The sequence below is a fragment of the Pseudomonas synxantha BG33R genome (assembly GCF_000263715.2).
GTDB classification, from domain to species: Bacteria; Pseudomonadota; Gammaproteobacteria; order Pseudomonadales; family Pseudomonadaceae; genus Aquipseudomonas; species Aquipseudomonas synxantha_A.
Window position 1 is genome coordinate 540,772 of sequence record NZ_CM001514.1, and the last position, 21,347, is coordinate 562,118.

A 21,347-nucleotide genomic window follows, 5' to 3' on the forward strand; every position below is an offset into this window, starting at 1 on the left:
TTTTACCGCGTTTTGTCAGTTAGCCGATGGTCATCAAGCTGGCGTTACCACCTGCCGCAGCAGTGTTTACGCTCAATGCGCGCTCGATCACCAGGCGCTCCAGCGCAATCGCCGTTTCGCCTTGCGACAGGCCATGCACCCCGACAATCGCCCCACCGCGCTGCGCCACTTGCTGGCACACCGCACGCAATTGGTCGGAATCACCGTGATGCAGCACGGCGTCAAACACTACGTCGTCCTTGGTCCAGTCGGCCACGCGCTTGATCTTCGCCTGAATGTCTCGCGGCAGGCGTGGGAACAGGGCCTTGGTCAGCTCGGTTTCCGGCCATACCGCCGAACCGCCGACGGCCAGCACTGCCGCCAGTTGGGTCAGCAGATCGCCTTCCACTTCAGCCAGGCACAGCACGTGTTCACGCGGCAGGATCGCGTAGCTGTTGCGCTCGCCGGTCGGGCCGGCCAGTTGCCGGGTGATACCGCTTTGTGATTGCGCCGCGAACTGCGTGCACAGCGCGCTCAGCTCACTGAACTTGTGGCTGTCGGCCCAGGTTTTCAGGGCAGTCAGCGGTTGGCTCATGGCGTCGCGCAGGCGTACGTCCGGTGCAGTCAATGCGTCGCCACGTACGAAGGATTGCTCGATCGCGTTGGTAGGACGAGTCGACAGCAGGCGGTACAGATACAACGGGCCGCCGGCTTTCGGGCCAGTGCCCGACAGGCCTTCGCCGCCGAACGGCTGCACGCCGACCACGGCACCCACGATGTTGCGGTTGACGTAGACGTTACCGGCGTTGACGTTGTCGATCACCTTGGCGATGGTCTCGTCGATGCGGGTATGCACGCCCAGGGTCAGACCGTAGCCCGACGCGTTGATCTGGCCGATCAACTGGTCGATTTCTTTACGCTTGTAGCGCACCACGTGCAGTACCGGACCGAAAATTTCACGTTGCAGCTCGTCGAAGCTTTCCAGCTCGATCAGGGTTGGCATCACAAAGGTGCCGCGCTTGATCTCTTCACCATCGGCAATTGCAACCTGATAAACGTTGCGGCCTTTGTCGCGCATGGCCTGGATGTGCTTCTCGATGCCGGCCTTGGCTTCGGCGTCGATCACTGGGCCGATATCCACCGACAGGCGTTCCGGGTTGCCCAGGCGGCATTCAGCCATGGCGCCCTTGAGCATTTCGATGACGCGGTCTGCCGAATCTTCCTGCAGGCACAATACGCGCAGGGCCGAGCAACGTTGACCGGCGCTGTCGAAGGCCGACGACACCACGTCGATCACCACCTGTTCGGTGAGCGCCGACGAATCAACGATCATCGCGTTCTGGCCACCGGTTTCAGCGATCAGCGGGATCGGGCGACCCTGGGCATCCAGGCGCCCTGCGACATTGCGTTGCAACAAGCGAGCAACTTCGGTGGAACCAGTGAACATCACGCCTTTGACGCGATCATCACCCACCAGGCGGGCGCCGACGCTTTCACCCTGGCCCGGCAGCAGTTGCAGCACGCCTTCCGGAATGCCGGCTTCGAGCAGGATGCGCACGGCTTGGGCGGCGACCAGCGGAGTTTGTTCGGCAGGCTTGGCCAGCACCGGGTTACCGGCAGCCAGGGCAGCCGCGACTTGGCCGCTGAAGATCGCCAGCGGGAAGTTCCACGGGCTGATGCAGACCACCGGGCCCAGTGGGCGATGGGCGTCATTGGTAAAATCGTTGCGTGCCTGCACTGCGTAGTAGCGCAGGAAGTCCACGGCTTCACGCACTTCGGCGATGGCGTTGGCGAAGGTCTTGCCGGCTTCACGGGCCAGCAGGCCCATCAGCGGCTGGATCTCGCCTTCCATCAGGTCGGCGGCACGCTCCAGGATCGCGGCGCGTTCGGCGGGCGGGGTGGCCTGCCAGATCGGTGCGGCGCTGATCGCGCACTGGATCGCGTTGTCGACGTCTTCGACGGTAGCTTCCTGTACGTGGCCAACCACATCACGCAGGTCGGACGGGTTCAGCACCGGTTGTGCCGCTTCCTGGCTGGAGGCGCAACCGAGCATCGGCGCGGCTTTCCAGTTGTTGTGCGCGGTCGCCAGCAAGGCGCAGGACAACGACGCCAGACGGTGTTCGTTGGCCAGGTCGATACCGGCCGAGTTGGCGCGGTCGCTGCCATACAGGTCACGCGGCAGTGGAATACGCGGGTGCGGCAAGCCGAAGCCGCCTTCCAGCGTGGCCATCTGCTCGATGCTGGCCACTGGATCGGCCACCAGCTCCTGGATCGAGATCGATTGGTCGGCGATGCGGTTGACGAACGAGGTGTTGGCGCCGTTTTCCAACAGGCGGCGTACCAGGTAGGCCAGCAGTGTTTCGTGGGTACCGACCGGCGCGTACACACGGCACGGACGGTTCAGCTTGCCCTCGGATACCTTGCCCACCACTTGCTCGTACAACGGTTCACCCATGCCGTGCAGGCATTGGAACTCGTACTGGCCGGGGTAATAGTTCTGACCGGCGATATGGTAGATGGCCGACAGGGTGTGGGCGTTGTGCGTGGCGAACTGCGGGTAGATGGCTTCCGGCACCGACAGCAGTTTGCGTGCACAGGCAATATAGGAAACGTCGGTGTACACCTTGCGGGTGTACACCGGGTAGCCTTCCAGGCCCTCGACCTGGGCGCGTTTGATTTCGCTGTCCCAGTACGCGCCTTTTACCAGGCGGATCATCAGGCGATGGCGGCTGCGGCGGGCCAGGTCGATGACGTAGTCGATCACATACGGGCAACGCTTCTGGTAAGCCTGGATCACAAAACCGATACCGTTCCAGCCGGTCAGTTGCGGCTCGAAACACAGACGCTCCAGCAGGTCCAGGGACAGTTCCAGGCGGTCGGCTTCTTCGGCGTCGATGTTCAGGCCGATGTCGTATTGCTTGGCCAGCAAGGTCAGCGACAGCAGACGCGGGTACAGTTCGTCCATCACGCGCTCGTACTGCGCACGGCTGTAGCGCGGGTGCAGGGCGGAGAGCTTGATGGAGATGCCAGGGCCTTCATAGATCCCACGGCCATGGGAGGCTTTGCCGATGGAGTGAATGGCTTGTTCATACGAGGCCAGGTACTTCTGGGCATCGTGTTCGGTGAGGGCGGCTTCACCGAGCATGTCGTAGGAGTAACGGAAGCCCTTGGCTTCGAACTTACTCGCATTGGCCAGGGCTTCGGCGATGGTTTCGCCGGTGACGAACTGTTCGCCCATCAGGCGCATGGCCATGTCGACGCCCTTGCGGATCATCGGCTCGCCGCTTTTGCCGATGATGCGGCTCAGGGAGGAGGTCAGGCCCGCTTCGTTGTGGGTGGCGACCAGTTTGCCGGTCAGCAACAGGCCCCAGGTGGCGGCGTTAACGAACAGCGACGGGCTGTTGCCCAGGTGCGGCTGCCAGTTGCCGGTGCTGATCTTGTCGCGGATCAGCGCGTCACGGGTGCCTTTGTCCGGGATGCGCAGCAGCGCTTCGGCCAGGCACATCAGCGCCACGCCTTCCTGGGACGACAGGGAGAATTCTTGCAGCAAGCCCTGGACGATACCGGCACGGCCGCCGGCGCTCTTCTGGTTGCGCAGTTTTTCGGCAATGGTGGCGGCCAGCTTGTTGGTGGCTTCGGCCATGTCTGCCGGCAGGCGCGCCTGCTCGATCAGCATCGGTACCACTTCCGGTTCCGGACGGCGGTAAGCGGCGGTGATCGAAGCGCGCAGTACCGATTGCGGCAGGATGCTTTCAGCGAACTCAAGGAAGCACTGGTGGGCGTGGTCAGCCTGAATCTCGCCCGCGTCTTCGGCGTCCTTGCTGCTCAAGCCATTGAGCTCGGACAGGGTTGCACCACCCTCCAGTTTCTCCAGGTAATTGAAAATTGCCTGCTTGATCAGCCAGTGCGGCGTGCGATCAATGGAGGTCGCGGCGGCTTTCAGGCGCTCGCGGGTCGGGTCGTCGAGTTTGACCCCAAGGGTGGTCGTTGCCATTTTCTTATCCTCATGGGTGCCACTACCGAGTGGCATCTGCTGGCGGCAAGATTAGCTTTGCCAATGCAGAGGTGCAACCGGGTGCAACCCTTTTGTTCAGGAAATTTTCGACGGTTGATCGGAAAAAAATTGGCCTTCGACAGAATCCGCCTGGCATTGGTGCATTTGCTTCTGAGATCGGCTGTTCTTGCTCCGAAAAGGAGCAAAAACACGGCGTTTGTCCTAAATCGCCCCTGGGTGCAACTTATTCGCAAGAAACTGGTTGCACCTTATTTGCTTTGTTGAATAGCATTCGCGCACCAAGGTGCAACCACCTCTAAGGTTTGGTTCATCGGCTGGCGGCTTTCCTGGGGAAACGCCAGTCATAAATGCGCGGCTAGCAGGCTTGTCTACTCGGTTATCCACCAGTGGCGATCTGACAGACCGTCGCTACATAAAAACAAAGCCAGGGCGTCACTCATATGAGCGTTAGCAATCCAACCCTGATCACGTTCGTGATCTACATCGCAGCAATGGTGCTGATCGGCTTGATGGCCTATCGCTCCACCAACAACCTTTCCGATTACATCCTCGGCGGTCGCAGCCTCGGTAGCGTGGTGACAGCCTTGTCGGCCGGTGCTTCCGACATGAGCGGCTGGTTGTTGATGGGCCTGCCGGGCGCCATCTACATGTCCGGCCTGTCGGAAAGCTGGATTGCCATCGGCCTGATCGCCGGTGCTTACCTCAACTGGTTGTTCGTGGCTGGCCGCCTGCGGGTGCAGACCGAACACAACGGCGACGCCCTGACTCTGCCGGATTACTTCTCCAGCCGCTTCGAAGATAAAAGCGGCCTGCTGCGGATCATCTCGGCAGTGGTGATCCTGGTGTTCTTCACCATCTATTGCGCCTCCGGCATTGTCGCTGGTGCCCGCCTGTTCGAAAGCACCTTCGGCATGTCCTACGAGACCGCGCTGTGGGCCGGTGCTGCGGCAACGATTGCCTACACCTTTATCGGTGGTTTCCTGGCGGTCAGCTGGACCGACACCGTACAAGCCACGCTGATGATCTTCGCGCTGATCCTGACGCCGATCATCGTGCTGCTGGCCACCGGCGGCGTAGACACCACGTTCCTGGCCATTGAAGCCAAAGACCCGACCAACTTCGACATGCTGAAAAACACCACCTTCATCGGCATCATCTCGCTGATGGGCTGGGGCCTGGGCTACTTCGGCCAGCCGCACATCCTGGCGCGTTTCATGGCGGCCGACTCGGTGAAGTCGATTGCCAACGCACGTCGCATCTCCATGACCTGGATGATCCTGTGCCTGGGCGGCACCGTGGCGGTGGGCTTCTTCGGTATCGCTTACTTCTCGGCGCATCCGGAAGTGGCTGGCCCGGTAACTGAAAACCCTGAGCGTGTGTTTATCGAACTGGCCAAGATCCTGTTCAATCCTTGGGTTGCCGGTGTGTTGCTGTCGGCCATTCTGGCGGCTGTGATGAGCACCTTGAGCTGCCAGTTGCTGGTGTGCTCCAGCGCCCTGACCGAAGACTTCTACAAGGCGTTCCTGCGCAAAGGCGCTTCCCAGCTTGAGCTGGTTTGGGTCGGTCGCATCATGGTGCTGGTAGTGGCCTTGATCGCTATCGCCATGGCCGCCAACCCGGAAAACCGTGTGCTGGGCCTGGTCAGCTACGCCTGGGCCGGTTTCGGCGCTGCGTTCGGCCCTGTGGTGCTGATCTCGGTGATCTGGAAAAACATGACCCGCAACGGCGCACTGGCCGGCATCCTGGTCGGCGCGATCACCGTGATCGTGTGGAAGCACTTCGAACTGCTGGGTCTGTACGAAATCATCCCAGGCTTCATCTTCGCCAGCCTGGCGATCTACTTCGTGAGCAAGATGGGCGCACCGACGGTTGGTATGGTCGAGCGTTTTGATGCTGCGGAAAAAGACTACAACCTCAACAAATAACTGCGCCGGGCGTTGAGCGCCTGTCCAGTTGAAACAAAAACGGCCCGCGTCCTTTGGATGGCGGGCCGTTTTTGTTTCGGCTAGTTCGGCCAGTTGTCTTCGAGGGTGGCTGGATGAAGGTAGAGGTAGGACCTTACTGATTTGGCTGCGATACGCCCGGCCGGGCAAAAAGCTGGTGCAGAATCGGCTGCCCACCCTTCGCAGAGAAACACCGGATGTTCGCTCCTGCCAACCAAAGTGTATTTACCCTGGCCCTGGATGGGGCGCCCAGTGACCTCAAGGTGTATGAGTTCAGTGGCTCCGAGGCCATCAGCCAGCCTTACCGTTTCGAACTTGAGCTGGTCAGCGAGCAGCCGGATATCGACCTGGAGAGCTTGCTGCATCGTCAGGTATACCTGGGTTTCGATGACTGCGGCCATGGGGTGCATGGCCTGGTGTACCGGGTCGCCCAGGGCGATTCCGGACGGCGCCTGACGCGCTACCAGCTCAGCCTGGCGCCGCACCTGGCGTATCTGGCGCATAGCAGTCATCAGCGGATTTTCCAGCATCAGACGGTGCCGCAGATCGTTGCGCAGGTGTTGGCGGGGCAGGGCATCCACAGTGACAGCTTTGAGTTCCGGCTGAGCGGTCAATACCCTGAACGTGAGTATTGCGTGCAATTCGGTGAGACGGATCTGGCGTTCATCCAACGCCTGTGTGCCGAAGTCGGCATTCACTATCACTTTCAGCATTGCCCCGATGCTCATTTGCTGGTGTTTGGCGATGACCAGACGGTATTTGCCCAGGTCGATCAGCCCACGCCGTACCGGCCTGGGTCGGGCATGGTTGCCCAGGCGCCGGCGATCAAGCGTTTCACACTGCAATTGGCAACCCGCACCACGGCGGTCAATCTGCGCGATTACGATTTTTGCAAACCGCACCTCGAGCTGCAAAGCACGGCGGCCGACGCGCAGTTGCCCAAGCTTGAGGCGCAGCAGTTCCCCGGCTATTTTTCCGACCGGGCCCATGGCAAGTACCTCGCCCAGCGTAGCCTGGAGCGGCAGCGCAGCGACTACCGCATCGCCCAGGGGCAAAGCGACGAGCCGGCCTTGGCCGGCGGCAGGTTCCTGCAATTGAGGGAGCACCCGCGCGAGGAGTGGAATGACATATGGCTGGTCACCCAAGTCACCCACGAAGGCAAACAGCCCCAGGTGCTGGAGGAAGCGGTCACCGAGGTGGTTGGCGGGGCGTTTCGTCAGGGGTATGGCAACACCTTTGTTGCCACGCCGTGGGATGCAATCTTTCGCCCGCCCTTGCCTGAGCAGCCGCGCCCGACCATAGCGGGCTACCAAAGCGCGGTGGTCACCGGCCCGGTCGACAGTGAAATCCATTGCGACGACTACGGCCGGGTCAAGGTGCAGTTGGCCTGGGACCGTATCGGCGAGCACAACGACCACGCGAGTTGTTGGTTGCGTGTCGCCAGCGGCTGGGCCCATGACCGCTATGGTGTGGTGTTGATTCCCAGGGTTGGCATGGAGGTGTTGGTAGGTTTCGTCAATGGTGACCTGGACATGCCGCTGGTGGTGGGCTGCCTGCCCAATGCCGCCAGGCCAATGCCCCTCGACCTGCCGGCGGACAAGACCCGCAGCATCCTGCGTAGCCAGAGCAGCCCGGGCGGTGGAGGCTACAACGAACTGCGCATCGAAGACCGCAAGGGTGCCGAGGAAATCTACCTGCGCGCCCAGCGGGACTGGACCCAGCATGTGCTGCATGACCAGCAGGTGCAGGTCGATAACCAGCGCCGTATGCGGGTGGGCGGCGAGTCGCACCATGAGCTGCAAGGCCAGGAGCAGCGCATTACCCATGGCAATCGCCTCACTGAGCTCAAGCAGGATGATCATCTGGCGGTCGGCGGTTCGCAGTACATGCGTGCCGGGCAGACCATTCAATTGGGCGCTGGGCAAAGCATCGTCATTGATGCCGGTGCCAGCGTGACGATTCAAGCGGGCGGGCAGTCGATCACGCTGTCGGCGGGCGGGATATTCAGCAGTGTGCCGATCCAGCCAGGCGGCGCGCCTGTTCCGGCGGCGCCGCCGTTAATGCCGGGGGTGAAGGAAACATTGTTGGCCGTTATTCCCGCGCCGCTAAGCCCTGCGCAAGCGGCCAGCCTCACGCGCAGTGCGCCGTTTTGCGAAGAGTGTGAGCGCTGCAAAAACGGGCAGTGCGATATCAGCGCCCACGCACGGAGTTTCCCCTGATGGCCTCACCCTTGACGCCCAGCGCCTGGCTGGCCCAAAAACCGTTGCAGCCTGATGAGCAGCTATACGTCGTCATGGGCAGCACCAGCGAGGCCAAGCCGTTTGCAGCCTGGCAAACCATGGCGGTCGCACCACCGCCGCAACCGGTGTGGGCGGGCACGCCCTATGCCGATTGGAATGAGGTGATGCCTTATGTTGGCATTGTCGAGCCTGGCAGTGCTTTTCTCGACTGGGTAGCCACCACCCAGGCCGTGGACTGGGGCTGGCTGGCGGTGTCTTCGTGCCCGTTGGAGGTTGTGATCGATCACTTGAAGGGTTTGACCCAGGTGTACCTGCCTGAAGACCAGCCGGTATTTTTGCGCTTCTGGGATGGCGCTCAGTTTTTGCCGATGTTGCAGCAGTTGGGTGACGATGCCGCCACTGTGCTGCCCGTATTCCAGCGTTACTTAATCAACGGCCAGTCGTTGGCAGTCTCGCCCCGCCAGGTGGCTGCGGCCAAACCCAGCCCTTGGTGGCGAGTGCCGGCGCCATTGTTGGCAAGCCTGGCGCAACACTCGCCCCAGGTGCTGATCGACAACGTGTTGCAATGGCTCCAGGAGCAGCGTCCCGACTTATACACTGCGTTTACACCCACGATCCTGCAGCACAAGGTCGCCTACTTCGCACGCAGGCCGGATATCAGCCATGCCGAGTTGGCGGACTACCTTGGCGCACAACTGAGTTAAACCCATGAGGCTCGCGTGATATCCGTACCGCCCGCCATGCGGCCCTGCACCTTTGCACCGGTAGAAGGTAAACTTCGCCCCCTGCGCAGGAGCAACCATGAATTATCGTCACGCCTTTCACGCCGGCAACCACGCCGATGTCTTCAAACACCTGACCTTGACCCGCCTCATCGCCCTGATGTCGCGCAAGGAGCAGCCGTTCGCCTACCTCGACACCCATGCCGGCATTGGCCTGTACGACTTGCAGGGCGACCAGGCCAACCGCACCGGTGAGTACCTGGAAGGCATCGCTCGCCTGTGGGGCGCAAGTGACCTGCCGCCGCTCACCGCGGACTACATGCGCGTGCTGCACGAGATGAACCCGGACGGCCAGTTGCGCTACTACCCGGGCTCGCCGGAGCTGGCGCGACGCCTCACGCGTCCCCAGGACCGTGTGCTGCTCAACGAGAAGCACCCCGAAGATGGCGTGCTGCTCAAGGACAATATGAAGGGTGATCGCCGGGTCAAAGTGCATCTGGGCGAAGGCTGGCATGTGCCGCGTGCCCTGTTGCCGGTGCCGGAAAAACGCGCGTTGATGCTGATCGACCCGCCGTTCGAGAAGCTCGACGAAATGCAGCGTTGTGCGGCGTCCCTCAAGGAAGCCGTCAGCCGCATGCGCCAGACGGTCGCGGCGATCTGGTACCCGGTGAAAGACCAGCGCATGTTGCGCCGCTTCTACCAGGACCTGGCCGGTACCGGTGCGCCGAAGCTGCTGCGGGTGGAACTGCTGGTGCATCCACTGGACACGCCCAACACCCTGACCGGCTCGGGCCTGGCGATTGCCAACCCGCCGTGGGGCTTGGAAGAGGAGCTGCGCGAGTTGCTGCCGTGGCTGTCAAAGAAGCTTGGCCAGACCCAGGGTGGGTGGCAGATGGATTGGCTGATCGCCGAATAAGCGCCTTTCCAGCCAAACACAAAACCAGTGTGGGAGGGGCGGTGCGACGATTCGACTTGCTCCCGATAGCGGAGTGTCAGTCAGTAAATCTGTAACTGACATACCACCATCGGGAGCAAGTCGAATCGTCGCACCGCCCCTCCCACATTGGGTTTTATGTTCGTCTTCAGATCGGGCAGGTCACGCCGGTGCCGCCGATCCCGCAGTAACCCTGCGGATTCTTCGCCAGGTACTGCTGGTGGTAAGCCTCGGCGAAGTACACCGTCGGTGCTTCGTCGATTTCCGTGGTGATCTCACCCAGGCCGGCCTTGGTCAGCTCTTGCTGATAAGCCTCGGCACTGGTTTTCGCCGCCGCCAGTTGCTCCGACGTGGTGGCGTAGATCACCGAGCGGTATTGGCTGCCAATATCGTTGCCCTGGCGCATGCCCTGGGTAGGGTTGTGCAATTCCCAGAACATCTTCAGCAAGTCTTCGTACTTGACCTTGGCCTGGTCATACACCACCAGTACCACTTCGCTATGGCCGGTCAGGCCTGAGCAGACCTCTTCGTAGGTCGGGTTCGGCGTGTAGCCGCCGGCGTAGCCGACCACCGTGCTGACCACGCCGTCGCGTTCCCAGAACTTGCGTTCAGCGCCCCAGAAACAACCCAGGCCGAAGATCGCAAAACCGACGTCATCCAGGAAGGGGCCCAGCAGCGGGTTGCCGTTGACGAAGTGGGTTTCCGGCAGCTTCATCGGGGTTTCACGGCCAGGCAAAGCTTGTTCTTGAGTAGGCAGCACGTTTTTGTTCACCAGAATTTCCGAGCGCAAGACCATGATCAGTCCTCTCGTCAGGTTGAGTAACAGTAAATTGTCAGACAGTCAGTGTGCCCGAGTGTTACAGCGCTGTCAGGCGATTGGCCCGCGCGGGTAGCGTTTAAGCATCGTCAGCAGCTCTGCACCGGGGATCGGTCGGTCGAACAGGTAGCCCTGGCCGACATCACAGCGGTGTCTGCGCAGGAACGCCAACTGTTCGGCTGTCTCGATGCCTTCGGCCACCACCTTGAGCTTGAGGTTGTGAGCCATGGCGATCACTGCCGAGGTGATTTCCATGTCGTCCTGGTTATCCGGGATCTCGTGGATAAAGCTGCGATCAATCTTAATGATGTCGATGGGGAATTTTTTCAAGTAGCTCAGCGACGAGTAACCGGTGCCGAAATCGTCCATGGCCAGGGTCAGGCCAAAGCTTTTCAACTGGTCCAGTTGCAGGCGTGTGTCTTCGGTGGCTTCCAGCAGCAAACCCTCGGTCAGCTCCAGCTCCAGCAGGTTGGCCGGTAGCTGTTCTTCCTTGAGGATGGTGGCAATCGAGGTCACCAGGTCCGGATCGGAAAATTGCTTGGGCGACAGGTTGATCGCCACCTGCAAATTGCCCATGCCGGCGGCGCTCAACTGCCTGCTCATGCGGCACGCCTGGCGGGCGATCCATTTGCCGATCGGAATGATCAACCCAGTCTCTTCGGCCACGCTGATGAACTGGTCGGGGCGGATCATGCCCTTTTCCGGGTGGTTCCAGCGCAACAGGGCTTCCATGCCCAGCAGACGACCGCTGCGCAGGCACAGTTTGGGCTGGTAGAACACGTCCAGCTCGTTCTGGGTCAGGGCTCGACGCAGGTTGTTTTCCACGAACAGCTTGTAGCTGGCTTCGGCATTCAACGCTTCGGTAAACACTTGCACCTGGTGTTTGCCGTTGGCCTTGGCCTTGTGCAGCGCCAGCCCTGCGTTACGCATCAGCGTCTGCGGGTCGCGGCCATGCAGTGGCGCGCAGGCCAGGCCCACGGAGCCGGTGACGCTGATCAACTGGTTGTCGACGAACATCGGCTTGTCGAGCGTGGCCAGCAACTGGCTGGCGACCTGCTGGCCGGTCTCCAGGTCGGAATCATCCAACAGCACTGCGAACTCGTTACTGGCGAAGCGCGCCAGGCTGCCGCCGCTGCTCAAGCTATTGCGCAAACGGCGGGCCAGGCTGATCAGCAACTTGTCGCCGGTCTGGTGGCCGAGGCTGTCGTTGATCCGCTTGAAGTTGTCGATGTCCACCAGCAGCAGGCTGATCGGGCTGTCGCTGTCGCGGGCAAAGCGTTCGTCGAGGTTACGGATGAACGCCGGGCGGTTGCCCAGGTTGGTCAGGTTGTCGGTGTAGGCCAAACGTTCGATGCGCTGTTGCGCCAGCTTGGTCTGGGTGATGTCTTCGTAGATGCCGATGTAGTGGGTCAGCTCGCGGTTGTCGCCGTACACCTTGGAAATCGACAGTTGGCCCCAATAGGGTTCCAGGTTCTTGCGCCGGCTCTTGAACTCACCCTGCCAGCTGTTGCTTTTGGCCAGGGCCGACGGCGCGTCGAACAGCAATTCGCTGAGATTTTCCAGGGCCGGTAGTTGGGCCAGGCGATGGCCGTGGACTTCTTCGGCGCTGTACTGGGTGATCGCGGTGAAGCTGGGGTTGACGTACTCCACCACGCCGTCGCAGTTGACCAGCAGAAAGGCGTTGGCGCTTTGTTCCACTGCACGCTGGAACAGGTGCAGGGCGCTGGTGGCAGTGCGGCGGTTGTGATTGTTGATCACCTGGGCAAACTGGTCCGCCAACTCGCCGGCAAACGCGATCTCATCGGACTGCCACGCCCGCGAGCTGCCGCTTTGTTCCAGGCACAGCACGCCGACTACCTGGCCGTCGACCCGAATGCTGGCGTCGAGCATCGCGTGAATATCTTTGGCGCGCAGGCTTTCGGCCATTTCCCGGGTGCGCGGGTCGCGCAGGGCATGAGTGGCGTCGATGGCACGGCTGGAGTGCAGGGCTTCCAGGTAATCCGGGAAACCACTGGCGTCGATGGTGTCGGGCAGGCGGTGCTGCTGGTCGGCACGGTGGTACGCCGAGATCGGCACCAGGCGCTGACCTTCCAGGTTCCAGATGCTGGCGCAATCGATCTGGTAGATGTCGCAGGCGCTGCGGGTAATCAGCTCGGCGGCTTCTTGCAGCGAATTGGGCGTGGTGTAGCGCTGGCGGGCCAGCAGCAGGATCAACTCCTGCTGGGCGCGTACCCGCTCCAGGTGTTGCAGCTGTTCTTGCTGGGCACGCTGGTTGAGTTCCAGGGCGATCTGCAGGCGGCTGTTCTGGTTTTCCAGGTCGGCGGTCGGGGCGGGCGCAGTGGTATCACCGAACAGCCCGTCGACCACCATCAGGTAGCCGCGCAGCAGATGGCGGTTGTGTTGTTTGTAGGCCTCGCCCATTTCCAGCAGGCTCATCGGGCCGTCATGGGTGTGTAGGGTATAGCGCACCAGGTAATGGGAGCTGTGGGTCAGTTGCTGCTGGATTGCGTCGTGCAGCTGATAGCGGGCCTGGGGCTCCATCAGGCTGGCGTAGGGCGTGCCGATCAGCGCGCAGAGTTCCACCGCTGGCAGGCCGAACTGGCGCTCGCAATTGGGATCGAGGTACAGCAGGGCCCAGCTTGCCTCATTAAGCCGCTCGAAACGCAGCATACCGAGGCGCGAAGGCACCGGTAATTGCGTCACTACCTCGGCCGCCATACGGGCGACATCGGGTTGGCTTTTCATGGGGAAACTCGCTTGGGAAAATGCGCGTGGCGCCCGGCTCACGCCCTCTTTACTGTCGCCTGCGGCAAGGTTGCATCATGCGGCACGCACTGACAAGAGAGGATGAAGGCTAAGTGCTATAAGGCAGTTATCGGCCGTGCGGGGGATTTCTGCAATCGAAGTGACAGAAGGTGTACAAGCCTGTTCTGTGCGTACATCGAGCGCACAAAAAAAGCCCCGCCAAGTGGCGGGGTTGAGGTACGAGCGTGGCGCTCGGAAATCGGTGCGGCAAGGGCCTTCCCCGTAAAGGGAAGGCCCTGCGGCTTACAGCAGGATGGTGCGGATGTCGTTCAGCAACTGGCTCAGGCGCTGGGTGAAGCGTGCAGCCGCAGCGCCGTTGATCACACGGTGATCGTAGGACAGCGACAGTGGCAGCATCAGCTTGGGCTGGAACGCTTTACCGTCCCACACAGGCTGGATGGTGGCCTTGGAAACACCCAGGATCGCCACTTCCGGCGCGTTGACGATTGGCGTGAAGCCAGTGCCGCCAATGTGCCCGAGGCTGGAGATGGTGAAGCAGGCGCCCTGCATGTCATCCGGGGTGAGCTTCTTGTCGCGGGCCTTGGCAGCCAGCGCAGCCGCTTCGCCAGCCAGTTGCAGCAGGCTCTTCTGGTCGACGTTCTTGATGACCGGTACCAGCAGGCCATCCGGAGTGTCGACGGCAAAGCCGATGTTGACGTACTTCTTGCGAATGATCGCCTTGCCGCTTGGCGCCAGCGAGCTGTTGAAGTCCGGCAGTTCCTTGAGCAGGTGCGCGCAGGCCTTGAGCAGCAGTGGCAGCACGGTCAGCTTCACGCCGGCCTTCTCGGCCACGGCTTTCTGCGCAACGCGGAAAGCTTCCAGGTCGGTGATGTCGGCCTGGTCGAACTGAGTCACGTGCGGGATGTTCAGCCAGCTGGCGTGCAGGCCGGCCGCGCCGATTTGCATCAGGCGGGTCATCGGCACTTCTTCGGTTTCGCCGAAGCGGCTGAAATCCACGGTACGGATCGGCGGAATGCCCGAGCCGCCCGTCGCGCCGGCAGTCGGTGCTTCCTTGGCCTTTTGCATCATGGCTTTGACGTAAGCCTGCACGTCTTCCTTCAGCACACGACCGTGCGGGCCGCTGGCCGAGACGGCGCTCAGCTCGACGCCGAACTCGCGGGCCAACTGACGCACGGCAGGGCCGGCGTGCACCTTGGCACCGCTTGGCGCAGGTGCGGCAGCAGCAGGGGCCGGTGTGGCCTCGGCTTTTGCAGCAGGTGCCGGGGCAGCAGCGGCCGGAGCGGCTTCAGCCTTGGCAGCCGGAGCCGCCGCCGGTGCTGGAGCGGCTGCCGGGGCAGCGCCTTGTACTTTCAGCTTGAGGATGAAGTCACCGGTGCCGACTTCGTCTTCCAGCTTGACCGCGATGCTTTCCACTACGCCGGCAGCCGGCGAAGGGATTTCCATGGAGGCCTTGTCGGACTCCAGGGTGATCAGCGATTGGTCGGCTTCGACGGTGTCGCCGACCTTGACCAGCAGCTCGATGATCTTGGCCTTGCCCGACGAGCCGATGTCCGGGACGTGAATGTCCTGGACGGTGGCGGCGGCAGGTGCAGCAGCCGGGGCCGCTGGGGCCTCGGCAGCAGGTTTTTCAGCGGCAGGCGCAGGTTCAGCAGCGGCAGCCGGAGCCGCCGCAGGGGCTGCATCAGCGGCGCCTTCGATTTCCAGCTCCAGCAGTTCGTCGCCTTCTTTCAGGCGGTCGCCCAGCTTGACCTTCAGGCTCTTGACCACGCCGGCCTTGGGAGCAGGAATTTCCATGCTCGCCTTGTCCGACTCCAGGGTCAGGATGCTCTGGTCGGCTTCGACGGTGTCCCCGACCTTCACAAACAGCTCGATTACTTCACCTTCACCGCTGCCGATGTCAGGTACGCGAATGAGTTCGCTCACAAAAAATCTCCTCAGCAGTCCAGTGGGTTGCGTTTTTCCGGGTTGATCCCGAACTTGACGATGGCGTCAGCCACCACCTTGGGTTCGATCTCACCACGGTCAGCCAAGGCTTCCAGGGCTGCCAACACCACGAAGTGACGGTCGACTTCGAAGAAGTGACGCAGCTTCTTGCGGCTGTCACTGCGGCCGAAACCATCGGTGCCCAGGACTTTGAATTCCTTGGACGGGACCCACTGGCGAATTTGTTCAGCAAACAGTTTCATGTAGTCGGTAGAGGCGATAACCGGACCCTTACGGCCAGCCAGGCACTCTTCGACGTAGCTCTTGGCTGGCTTCTGGCCAGGATGCAGACGGTTGCTGCGCTCTACGGCCAGGCCGTCGCGACGCAGTTCGTTGAAGCTGGTCACGCTCCACACGTCGGCGCCGACGTTAAATTCGTCACGCAGGATCTTCGCCGCTTCACGCACTTCGCGCAGGATGGTGCCGGAGCCCATCAGCTGTACGTGGTGCGCCGCTTCCTTGGTGTCTTCTTCGAGCAGGTACATGCCCTTGATGATGCCTTCTTCCACACCGGCCGGCATGGCTGGCTGCTGGTAGGACTCGTTCATCACGGTGATGTAGTAGAAAACGTCCTGCTGCTCTTCGGTCATCTTCTTCATGCCGTCCTGGATGATCACCGCCAGCTCATAGCCGTAGGTTGGATCAAAGGTGCGGCAGTTCGGGATGGTGGCAGCCAGGATGTGGCTGTGACCGTCTTCGTGTTGCAGGCCTTCGCCGTTCAGCGTGGTCCGGCCGGCGGTACCGCCGATCAGGAAGCCACGGGTACGGCTGTCGCCTGCTGCCCAGGCCAGGTCGCCAATACGCTGGAAGCCGAACATCGAGTAGAAGATGTAGAACGGCAGCATCGGCTGGTTGTGGCTGGAGTACGAGGTACCGGCAGCGATGAAGGAGCTCATGGCGCCCGCTTCGTTGATGCCTTCTTCGAGGATCTGGCCCTTCTTGTCTTCCTTGTAGAACATCACCTGGTCTTTATCGACTGGCTCGTAGAGCTGGCCGACGGAGGAGTAGATGCCCAACTGACGGAACATGCCTTCCATACCGAAGGTACGGGCTTCGTCCGGGATGATCGGGACGATGCGCGGGCCGATGTCCTTGTCCTTGACCAATTGCGCGAGGATGCGCACGAAGGCCATGGTGGTGGAGATTTCACGGTCGCCCGAGCCGTCAAGGATGGCCTTGAGGGTGCTCAGGTCCGGCGTCGGTACGCTGAAGCTGTTGGCGCGGCGCTGTGGCACGAAGCCACCCAGTGCGCTGCGGCGCTCGCTCAGGTAGCGGGCCTCGGCGCTGTTTGGCTCAGGCTTGAAGAACGGCAGGTTCTCCAGCTCTTCGTCCTTGACCGGAATGTCGAAGCGGTCGCGGAACAACTTCAGGCTGTCGACGTCGACTTTCTTGGTGTTGTGCGCGGTGTTCTTCGCTTCGCCGGCACCGGTGCCATAACCCTTGATGGTCTTGGCCAGGATGACGGTTGGTTGTTCTTTGTGGTTGACCGCTTCGTGGTACGCCGCGTAGACCTTGTACGGGTCGTGGCCGCCACGGTTGAGCTTCCAGATTTCGTCGTCGGACAGGTCGGCAACCATCGCCTTGAGTTCAGGCGTGTTGAAGAAGTGTTCGCGAACGAACGCGCCGTCTTTGGCCTTGTAGTTCTGGTACTCGCCGTCGATGACTTCGTCCATGCGACGTTGCAGGATACCGTCGACGTCCTTGGCCAGCAGTGGGTCCCAGAAACGACCCCAGATGACCTTGGTCACGTTCCATTGGGCACCACGGAACACGCCTTCGAGTTCCTGGATGATCTTGCCGTTGCCGCGAACCGGGCCGTCGAGGCGCTGCAGGTTGCAGTTGATGACGAAGATCAGGTTGTCGAGCTTCTCGCGGCCGGCCAGGGAAATGGCCCCCAGGGATTCCGGCTCGTCGCACTCGCCGTCACCCAGGAAGCACCAGACTTTCTGCTTGCCTTCCGGGATGAAGCCACGGGCTTCCAGGTACTTCATGAAGCGTGCCTGGTAGATCGCCTGGATCGGGCCCAGACCCATGGAAACGGTCGGGAACTGCCAGAAATCAGGCATCAGCCAAGGGTGCGGGTAGGAAGACAGGCCCTGACCGTCGACTTCCTGGCGGAAGTTGTTCATTTGTTCTTCGCTGATGCGACCTTCCATGAACGCACGGGCGTAGACGCCTGGCGAGGTGTGGCCCTGGAAGTAGATCAGGTCGCCGCCGTGTTCGTCGGTCGGGGCCTGGAAGAAGTAGTTGAAGCCGATGTCATACAGGGTGGCGCTGGAAGCGAAGCTGGAAATGTGACCGCCCAGGTCCGAATCTTTCAAGTTCGTGCGCATTACCATCGCCATGGCGTTCCAACGTACCAGCGAGCGAATGCGGCGTTCCATGAACAGGTCGCCAGGCATGCGTGCTTCGTGGGTAACGGGGATGGTGTTGCGGTATGGCGTAGTGATGGCGTAAGGCAGTTGCGAGCCGCTGCGGGTCGCGAGTTCGCCCATACGGGTCATCAGGTAGTGAGCACGGTCTTCGCCTTCTTTGTCGAGAACCGATTCCAGGGCGTCCAGCCATTCCTGGGTTTCGACGGGATCGAGGTCTTGCATGGCTTGCTCCAGGGCGGAAAGGCTACCAGAATCGGTTGCCTGAAGTTTGCGACTGGCCTTGTGGGCAGACGACATAAATTCTTGGATGGCCGAAGGTTGCTTCGGCGTCCTGTAGTTTTACTACAAATCGTCGGCCATTTCAGCCTTTCGAATGTATATACGAGTAGTAAAACTACACAAGACTGAGCGTATGGCTCGGTCTTGCTGGTGAGCATAATCGTTATTGTTGGTCTATTGCGAACAAGAAAAGGTGAAAGTTTGATGTTGCCTGCCAAGATTAATTTAATTTCAGCTATTTCTAACTTTTGTTCGACAGTCCTTCATCGAGCATGGCTCTTGTGTTCACAACTACACGCCAATTACACGCCGATCAAGGATAGACCATGAGCCTTCCAACGCTGGCCGAACTGCCGGCCATTCTCTTGCCTTATGCCCAGCGGGCCGAGCAGTCATTTCGTGACGCGGTGGCCGCGCTGGACGACGATCATGGCCTTTCTGCGTGGACGCCGCAACGGTGGGCCGACTTCGCCCGCGTGTGCGCTGCCAGTGATTTTGTCATTGAACAGAGTGTTCGTTACCCTTTGATGTTGCTCGAACTGGTGGCCTGGGGCGAGCTGGACCGCGGCTTTGCGCCCGGTGAGCTGTGCAGCCAGATTGCCGGCGCCGTGCAACAGGCCGAAACAGAAGATGAGTTGGGCCGCGTGCTGCGCCGCCAGCGCACGCGCCAGCAGGTGCGCATCATCTGGCGCGACCTGACGCGCCAGGCCGACCTGGTGCAAACCTGTCGCGACCTTTCCGACATGGCCGACGCCAGCATCGACCAGGCCTACCAATGGCTGTACCAGCGCCACTGCGCGCAGTTCGGCACGCCGACCGGGCGGCGCAGCGGTGAGGCGCAGCATATGGTCATCCTCGGCATGGGCAAGCTCGGCGCGGTGGAGCTGAATCTCTCGTCGGATATCGACCTGATTTTCGCCTACCCCGAAGGCGGCGAGACCGTGGGTGTAAAGCGCTCCCTGGACAATCAGGAATTCTTTATTCGTCTTGGTCAAAAATTGATCAAGGCCCTTGATCCTATGACGGTCGACGGTTTTGTCTTCCGTGTGGATATGCGTCTGCGTCCCTACGGCTCGGCCGGTGCGCTGGTGCTCAGCTTCAACGCGTTGGAGCAGTACTACCAGGATCAGGGCCGGGATTGGGAACGCTACGCCATGATCAAGGCGCGCGTAGTGGCCGGTGATCAAGTGGCCGGCGCGCAGTTGCTCGATATGCTGCGCCCGTTCGTCTACCGCCGCTACTTGGACTTTTCCGCCATCGAAGCGCTGCGCACCATGAAGCAGTTGATCCAGCAGGAAGTACGGCGCAAGGGCATGGCCGAGAACATCAAGCTGGGCTCAGGCGGCATTCGGGAGGTGGAGTTTATTGCCCAGGCGTTCCAGCTGATTCATGGCGGCCGCGACCTCAGCCTGCAACAACGCCCACTGCTGAACGTGCTGGGTACGCTTGAGGGGCAGGGTTACCTGCCGGCTGCGGTGATCACCGAACTGCGCAATGACTACGAATTCCTGCGCTACACCGAGCACGCCATCCAGGCGATTGCCGACCGCCAGACCCAAATGCTGCCGCACAATCCCGAAGATCAGGCGCGTATCGCCTTCATGCTGGGCTTCAGCGACTGGGCTGCGTTCCACGAACGCCTGATGTACTGGCGTGGCCGCGTGGACTGGCACTTTCGTCAAGTGATTGCCGACCCTGATGAAGAAGAAGGCGAAGAAAGTGAATTGGTCGTCGGTGGTGAGTGGTTGCCGCTGTGGGAGGAATCCCAGGATGACGACGCCGCATGCCGTCAATTGGCCGAGGGCGGTTTTACCGATGCACCCAAAGCCCTCAAGGCCTTGGCCGGCCTGCGCGGCAGCCCGCAGTTGCGTGCCATGCAGCGGCTGGGGCGCGAGCGCCTGGATGCATTCATTCCGCGCCTGCTGGCCCAGGCGGTCGAGCACGCCAACCCGGACCTGGTGCTGGAGCGCGTGTTGCCGTTGGTGGAGGCCGTCGCCCGGCGTTCGGCCTATCTGGTGTTGCTCACCGAGAACCCGGATGCGCTGCGTCGCCTGCTGACCCTGTGCGCCGCCAGCCCGTGGATCGCCGAACAGATCACCCGTTTCCCGTTGTTGCTCGATGAGCTGCTCAACGAGGGCCGCCTGTTCAAGCCGCCGCTGGCGCCGGAGTTGGCAGCCGAGTTGCGCGAGCGCCTCACCCGCATCCCCGAGGACGACCTTGAACAACAAATGGAGGCCCTGCGTCACTTTAAATTGGCGCACCGCCTGCGAGTCGCGGCCTCGGAAATCGCTGGCAGCCTGCCACTAATGAAAGTCAGCGACTATCTCACCTGGCTGGCCGAAGCCATTCTTGAGCAAGTACTGGCCCTGGCCTGGCGCCAGACTGTCGCCCAGCACGGTTCACCCCAGAGGCTGGACGGCACGCTGTGCGATCCTGGGTTCATCATTGTCGGTTATGGGAAAGTCGGCGGCATCGAACTGGGGCATGGTTCGGATCTGGATCTGGTGTTTATCCACGATGGCGACCCCCAGGCCGAGACCGATGGCGCCAAGCCGATTGACGGCGCGCAGTTCTTCACGCGTCTGGGCCAGCGCATCATTCACCTGCTGACCACCCAGACCAACTCCGGCCAACTGTATGAAGTGGACATGCGCCTGCGACCTTCCGGCGCATCCGGCTTGCTGGTGAGCTCCCTGGGCGCCTTCGATCGCTATCAACAAAATGAAGCCTGGACCTGGGAACATCAGGCGCTCATCCGCGCACGGGTGCTGGTGGGCAGCCAGGATGTGGGCCATGCATTCGAGCAGGTACGGGCCAACGTATTGGGGCGTGAACGGGACTTGGCGAAGCTGCGCCAGGAGGTCAGCGAGATGCGCACCAAGATGCGCGAGAACCTGGGTACCAAGGCCACGGCGGCCGGCAGGGGCGCCAATGCCTTCGAGGCCACGGCGGTGTTCGACCTCAAGCAGGACGCCGGAGGTATCGTCGATATTGAATTTATGGTGCAATACGCGGCTTTGGCGTGGTCTGCGCAACATCCATCGTTGCTGCGCTACACCGACAATATTCGCATTCTGGAGGGCCTTGAGCAGGTCGGGCTGATGCCCGCCGCCGATGCCCATTTGCTGCGTGAGGTGTATAAGGCCTACCGCTCCGCCGCCCACCGCCAGGCCTTGCAGAACGAGGCCGGCACGGTCGCCGGGGACCAGTTTGCCGACGAACGGCGACAGGTGATGCGAATCTGGCAAGCGCTGGGCTTAAATTGAAACTCGACTGATTGGGCGACGCCAATTT

General features: G+C 61.4%; 10 protein-coding genes. 5 read left to right on the forward strand and 5 right to left on the reverse strand.

Annotation, left to right across the window (positions count from 1 at the left end):
- Positions 1-19: 19 nt before the first annotated feature.
- Complete coding sequence (putA, locus tag PSEBG33_RS24500) at positions 20-3,973, reverse strand: trifunctional transcriptional regulator/proline dehydrogenase/L-glutamate gamma-semialdehyde dehydrogenase (RefSeq protein ID WP_005784116.1); 3,954 nt, start codon at positions 3,971-3,973, stop codon at positions 20-22.
- A 461-nt stretch (positions 3,974-4,434) separates the two neighbouring features.
- Here putA and putP point away from each other — a divergent pair, with 461 nt between their 5' ends.
- From putP to PSEBG33_RS24480, 4 genes are all read left to right on the forward strand, one after another.
- The gene (putP, locus tag PSEBG33_RS24495; protein ID WP_005784119.1) at positions 4,435-5,919 is read left to right on the forward strand and encodes a sodium/proline symporter PutP; all 1,485 of its coding nucleotides are present in this window, start codon (positions 4,435-4,437) and stop codon (positions 5,917-5,919) included.
- A 215-nt stretch (positions 5,920-6,134) separates the two neighbouring features.
- The gene (locus PSEBG33_RS24490) at positions 6,135-8,156 is read left to right on the forward strand and encodes a type VI secretion system tip protein VgrG (protein WP_005784121.1); all 2,022 of its coding nucleotides are present in this window, start codon (positions 6,135-6,137) and stop codon (positions 8,154-8,156) included.
- Positions 8,156-8,881 carry a DUF4123 domain-containing protein gene (locus PSEBG33_RS24485; RefSeq protein WP_005784123.1) on the forward strand — a complete coding sequence of 242 codons (726 nt, stop codon included), beginning with the start codon at positions 8,156-8,158 and terminating at the stop codon, positions 8,879-8,881. The genes PSEBG33_RS24490 and PSEBG33_RS24485 overlap by 1 nt, the downstream gene beginning before the upstream one ends.
- A 97-nt stretch (positions 8,882-8,978) precedes the next feature.
- Complete coding sequence (locus PSEBG33_RS24480) at positions 8,979-9,815, forward strand: 23S rRNA (adenine(2030)-N(6))-methyltransferase RlmJ (RefSeq protein ID WP_005784124.1); 837 nt, start codon at positions 8,979-8,981, stop codon at positions 9,813-9,815.
- Between the two features lie 166 nt (positions 9,816-9,981).
- On the opposite strand, the gene msrA is transcribed toward PSEBG33_RS24480, so the two are convergent.
- The 4 genes from msrA to aceE form a co-directional block, all read right to left on the reverse strand.
- Positions 9,982-10,629 carry a peptide-methionine (S)-S-oxide reductase MsrA gene (gene msrA, locus PSEBG33_RS24475; RefSeq protein WP_005784126.1) on the reverse strand — a complete coding sequence of 216 codons (648 nt, stop codon included), beginning with the start codon at positions 10,627-10,629 and terminating at the stop codon, positions 9,982-9,984.
- A 72-nt stretch (positions 10,630-10,701) separates the two neighbouring features.
- The gene (locus PSEBG33_RS24470; RefSeq protein ID WP_005784127.1) at positions 10,702-13,395 is read right to left on the reverse strand and encodes a putative bifunctional diguanylate cyclase/phosphodiesterase; all 2,694 of its coding nucleotides are present in this window, start codon (positions 13,393-13,395) and stop codon (positions 10,702-10,704) included.
- Positions 13,396-13,698: 303 nt separating this feature from the next.
- Positions 13,699-15,339 carry a dihydrolipoyllysine-residue acetyltransferase gene (gene aceF, locus PSEBG33_RS24465; RefSeq protein WP_005784129.1) on the reverse strand — a complete coding sequence of 547 codons (1,641 nt, stop codon included), beginning with the start codon at positions 15,337-15,339 and terminating at the stop codon, positions 13,699-13,701.
- Positions 15,340-15,350: 11 nt separating this feature from the next.
- Positions 15,351-17,996: a pyruvate dehydrogenase (acetyl-transferring), homodimeric type gene (aceE, locus tag PSEBG33_RS24460; protein WP_003187985.1), complete on the reverse strand. Its 2,646-nt coding sequence runs from the start codon at positions 17,994-17,996 to the stop codon at positions 15,351-15,353.
- 383 nt (positions 17,997-18,379) lie between these two features.
- Between aceE and glnE the strand changes: the two genes are divergently transcribed.
- On the forward strand, positions 18,380-21,319 hold the full coding sequence (gene glnE, locus PSEBG33_RS24455; protein ID WP_005784131.1) for a bifunctional [glutamate--ammonia ligase]-adenylyl-L-tyrosine phosphorylase/[glutamate--ammonia-ligase] adenylyltransferase: 2,940 nt from the start codon (positions 18,380-18,382) through the stop codon (positions 21,317-21,319).
- Positions 21,320-21,347 lie beyond the last annotated feature (28 nt).

What these genes read in the sequence shown, in the direction of transcription:
- putA (WP_005784116.1), bottom strand. Translation starts at nt 3,973, where the DNA reads ATGGCAACGACCACCCTTGGGGTCAAACTCGACGACCCGACCCGCGAG.
- putP (WP_005784119.1), top strand. Translation starts at nt 4,435, where the DNA reads ATGAGCGTTAGCAATCCAACCCTGATCACGTTCGTGATCTACATCGCA.
- PSEBG33_RS24490 (WP_005784121.1), top strand. Translation starts at nt 6,135, where the DNA reads ATGTTCGCTCCTGCCAACCAAAGTGTATTTACCCTGGCCCTGGATGGG.
- PSEBG33_RS24485 (WP_005784123.1), top strand. Translation starts at nt 8,156, where the DNA reads ATGGCCTCACCCTTGACGCCCAGCGCCTGGCTGGCCCAAAAACCGTTG.
- PSEBG33_RS24480 (WP_005784124.1), top strand. Translation starts at nt 8,979, where the DNA reads ATGAATTATCGTCACGCCTTTCACGCCGGCAACCACGCCGATGTCTTC.
- msrA (WP_005784126.1), bottom strand. Translation starts at nt 10,629, where the DNA reads ATGGTCTTGCGCTCGGAAATTCTGGTGAACAAAAACGTGCTGCCTACT.
- PSEBG33_RS24470 (WP_005784127.1), bottom strand. Translation starts at nt 13,395, where the DNA reads ATGAAAAGCCAACCCGATGTCGCCCGTATGGCGGCCGAGGTAGTGACG.
- aceE (WP_003187985.1), bottom strand. Translation starts at nt 17,996, where the DNA reads ATGCAAGACCTCGATCCCGTCGAAACCCAGGAATGGCTGGACGCCCTG.
- glnE (WP_005784131.1), top strand. Translation starts at nt 18,380, where the DNA reads ATGAGCCTTCCAACGCTGGCCGAACTGCCGGCCATTCTCTTGCCTTAT.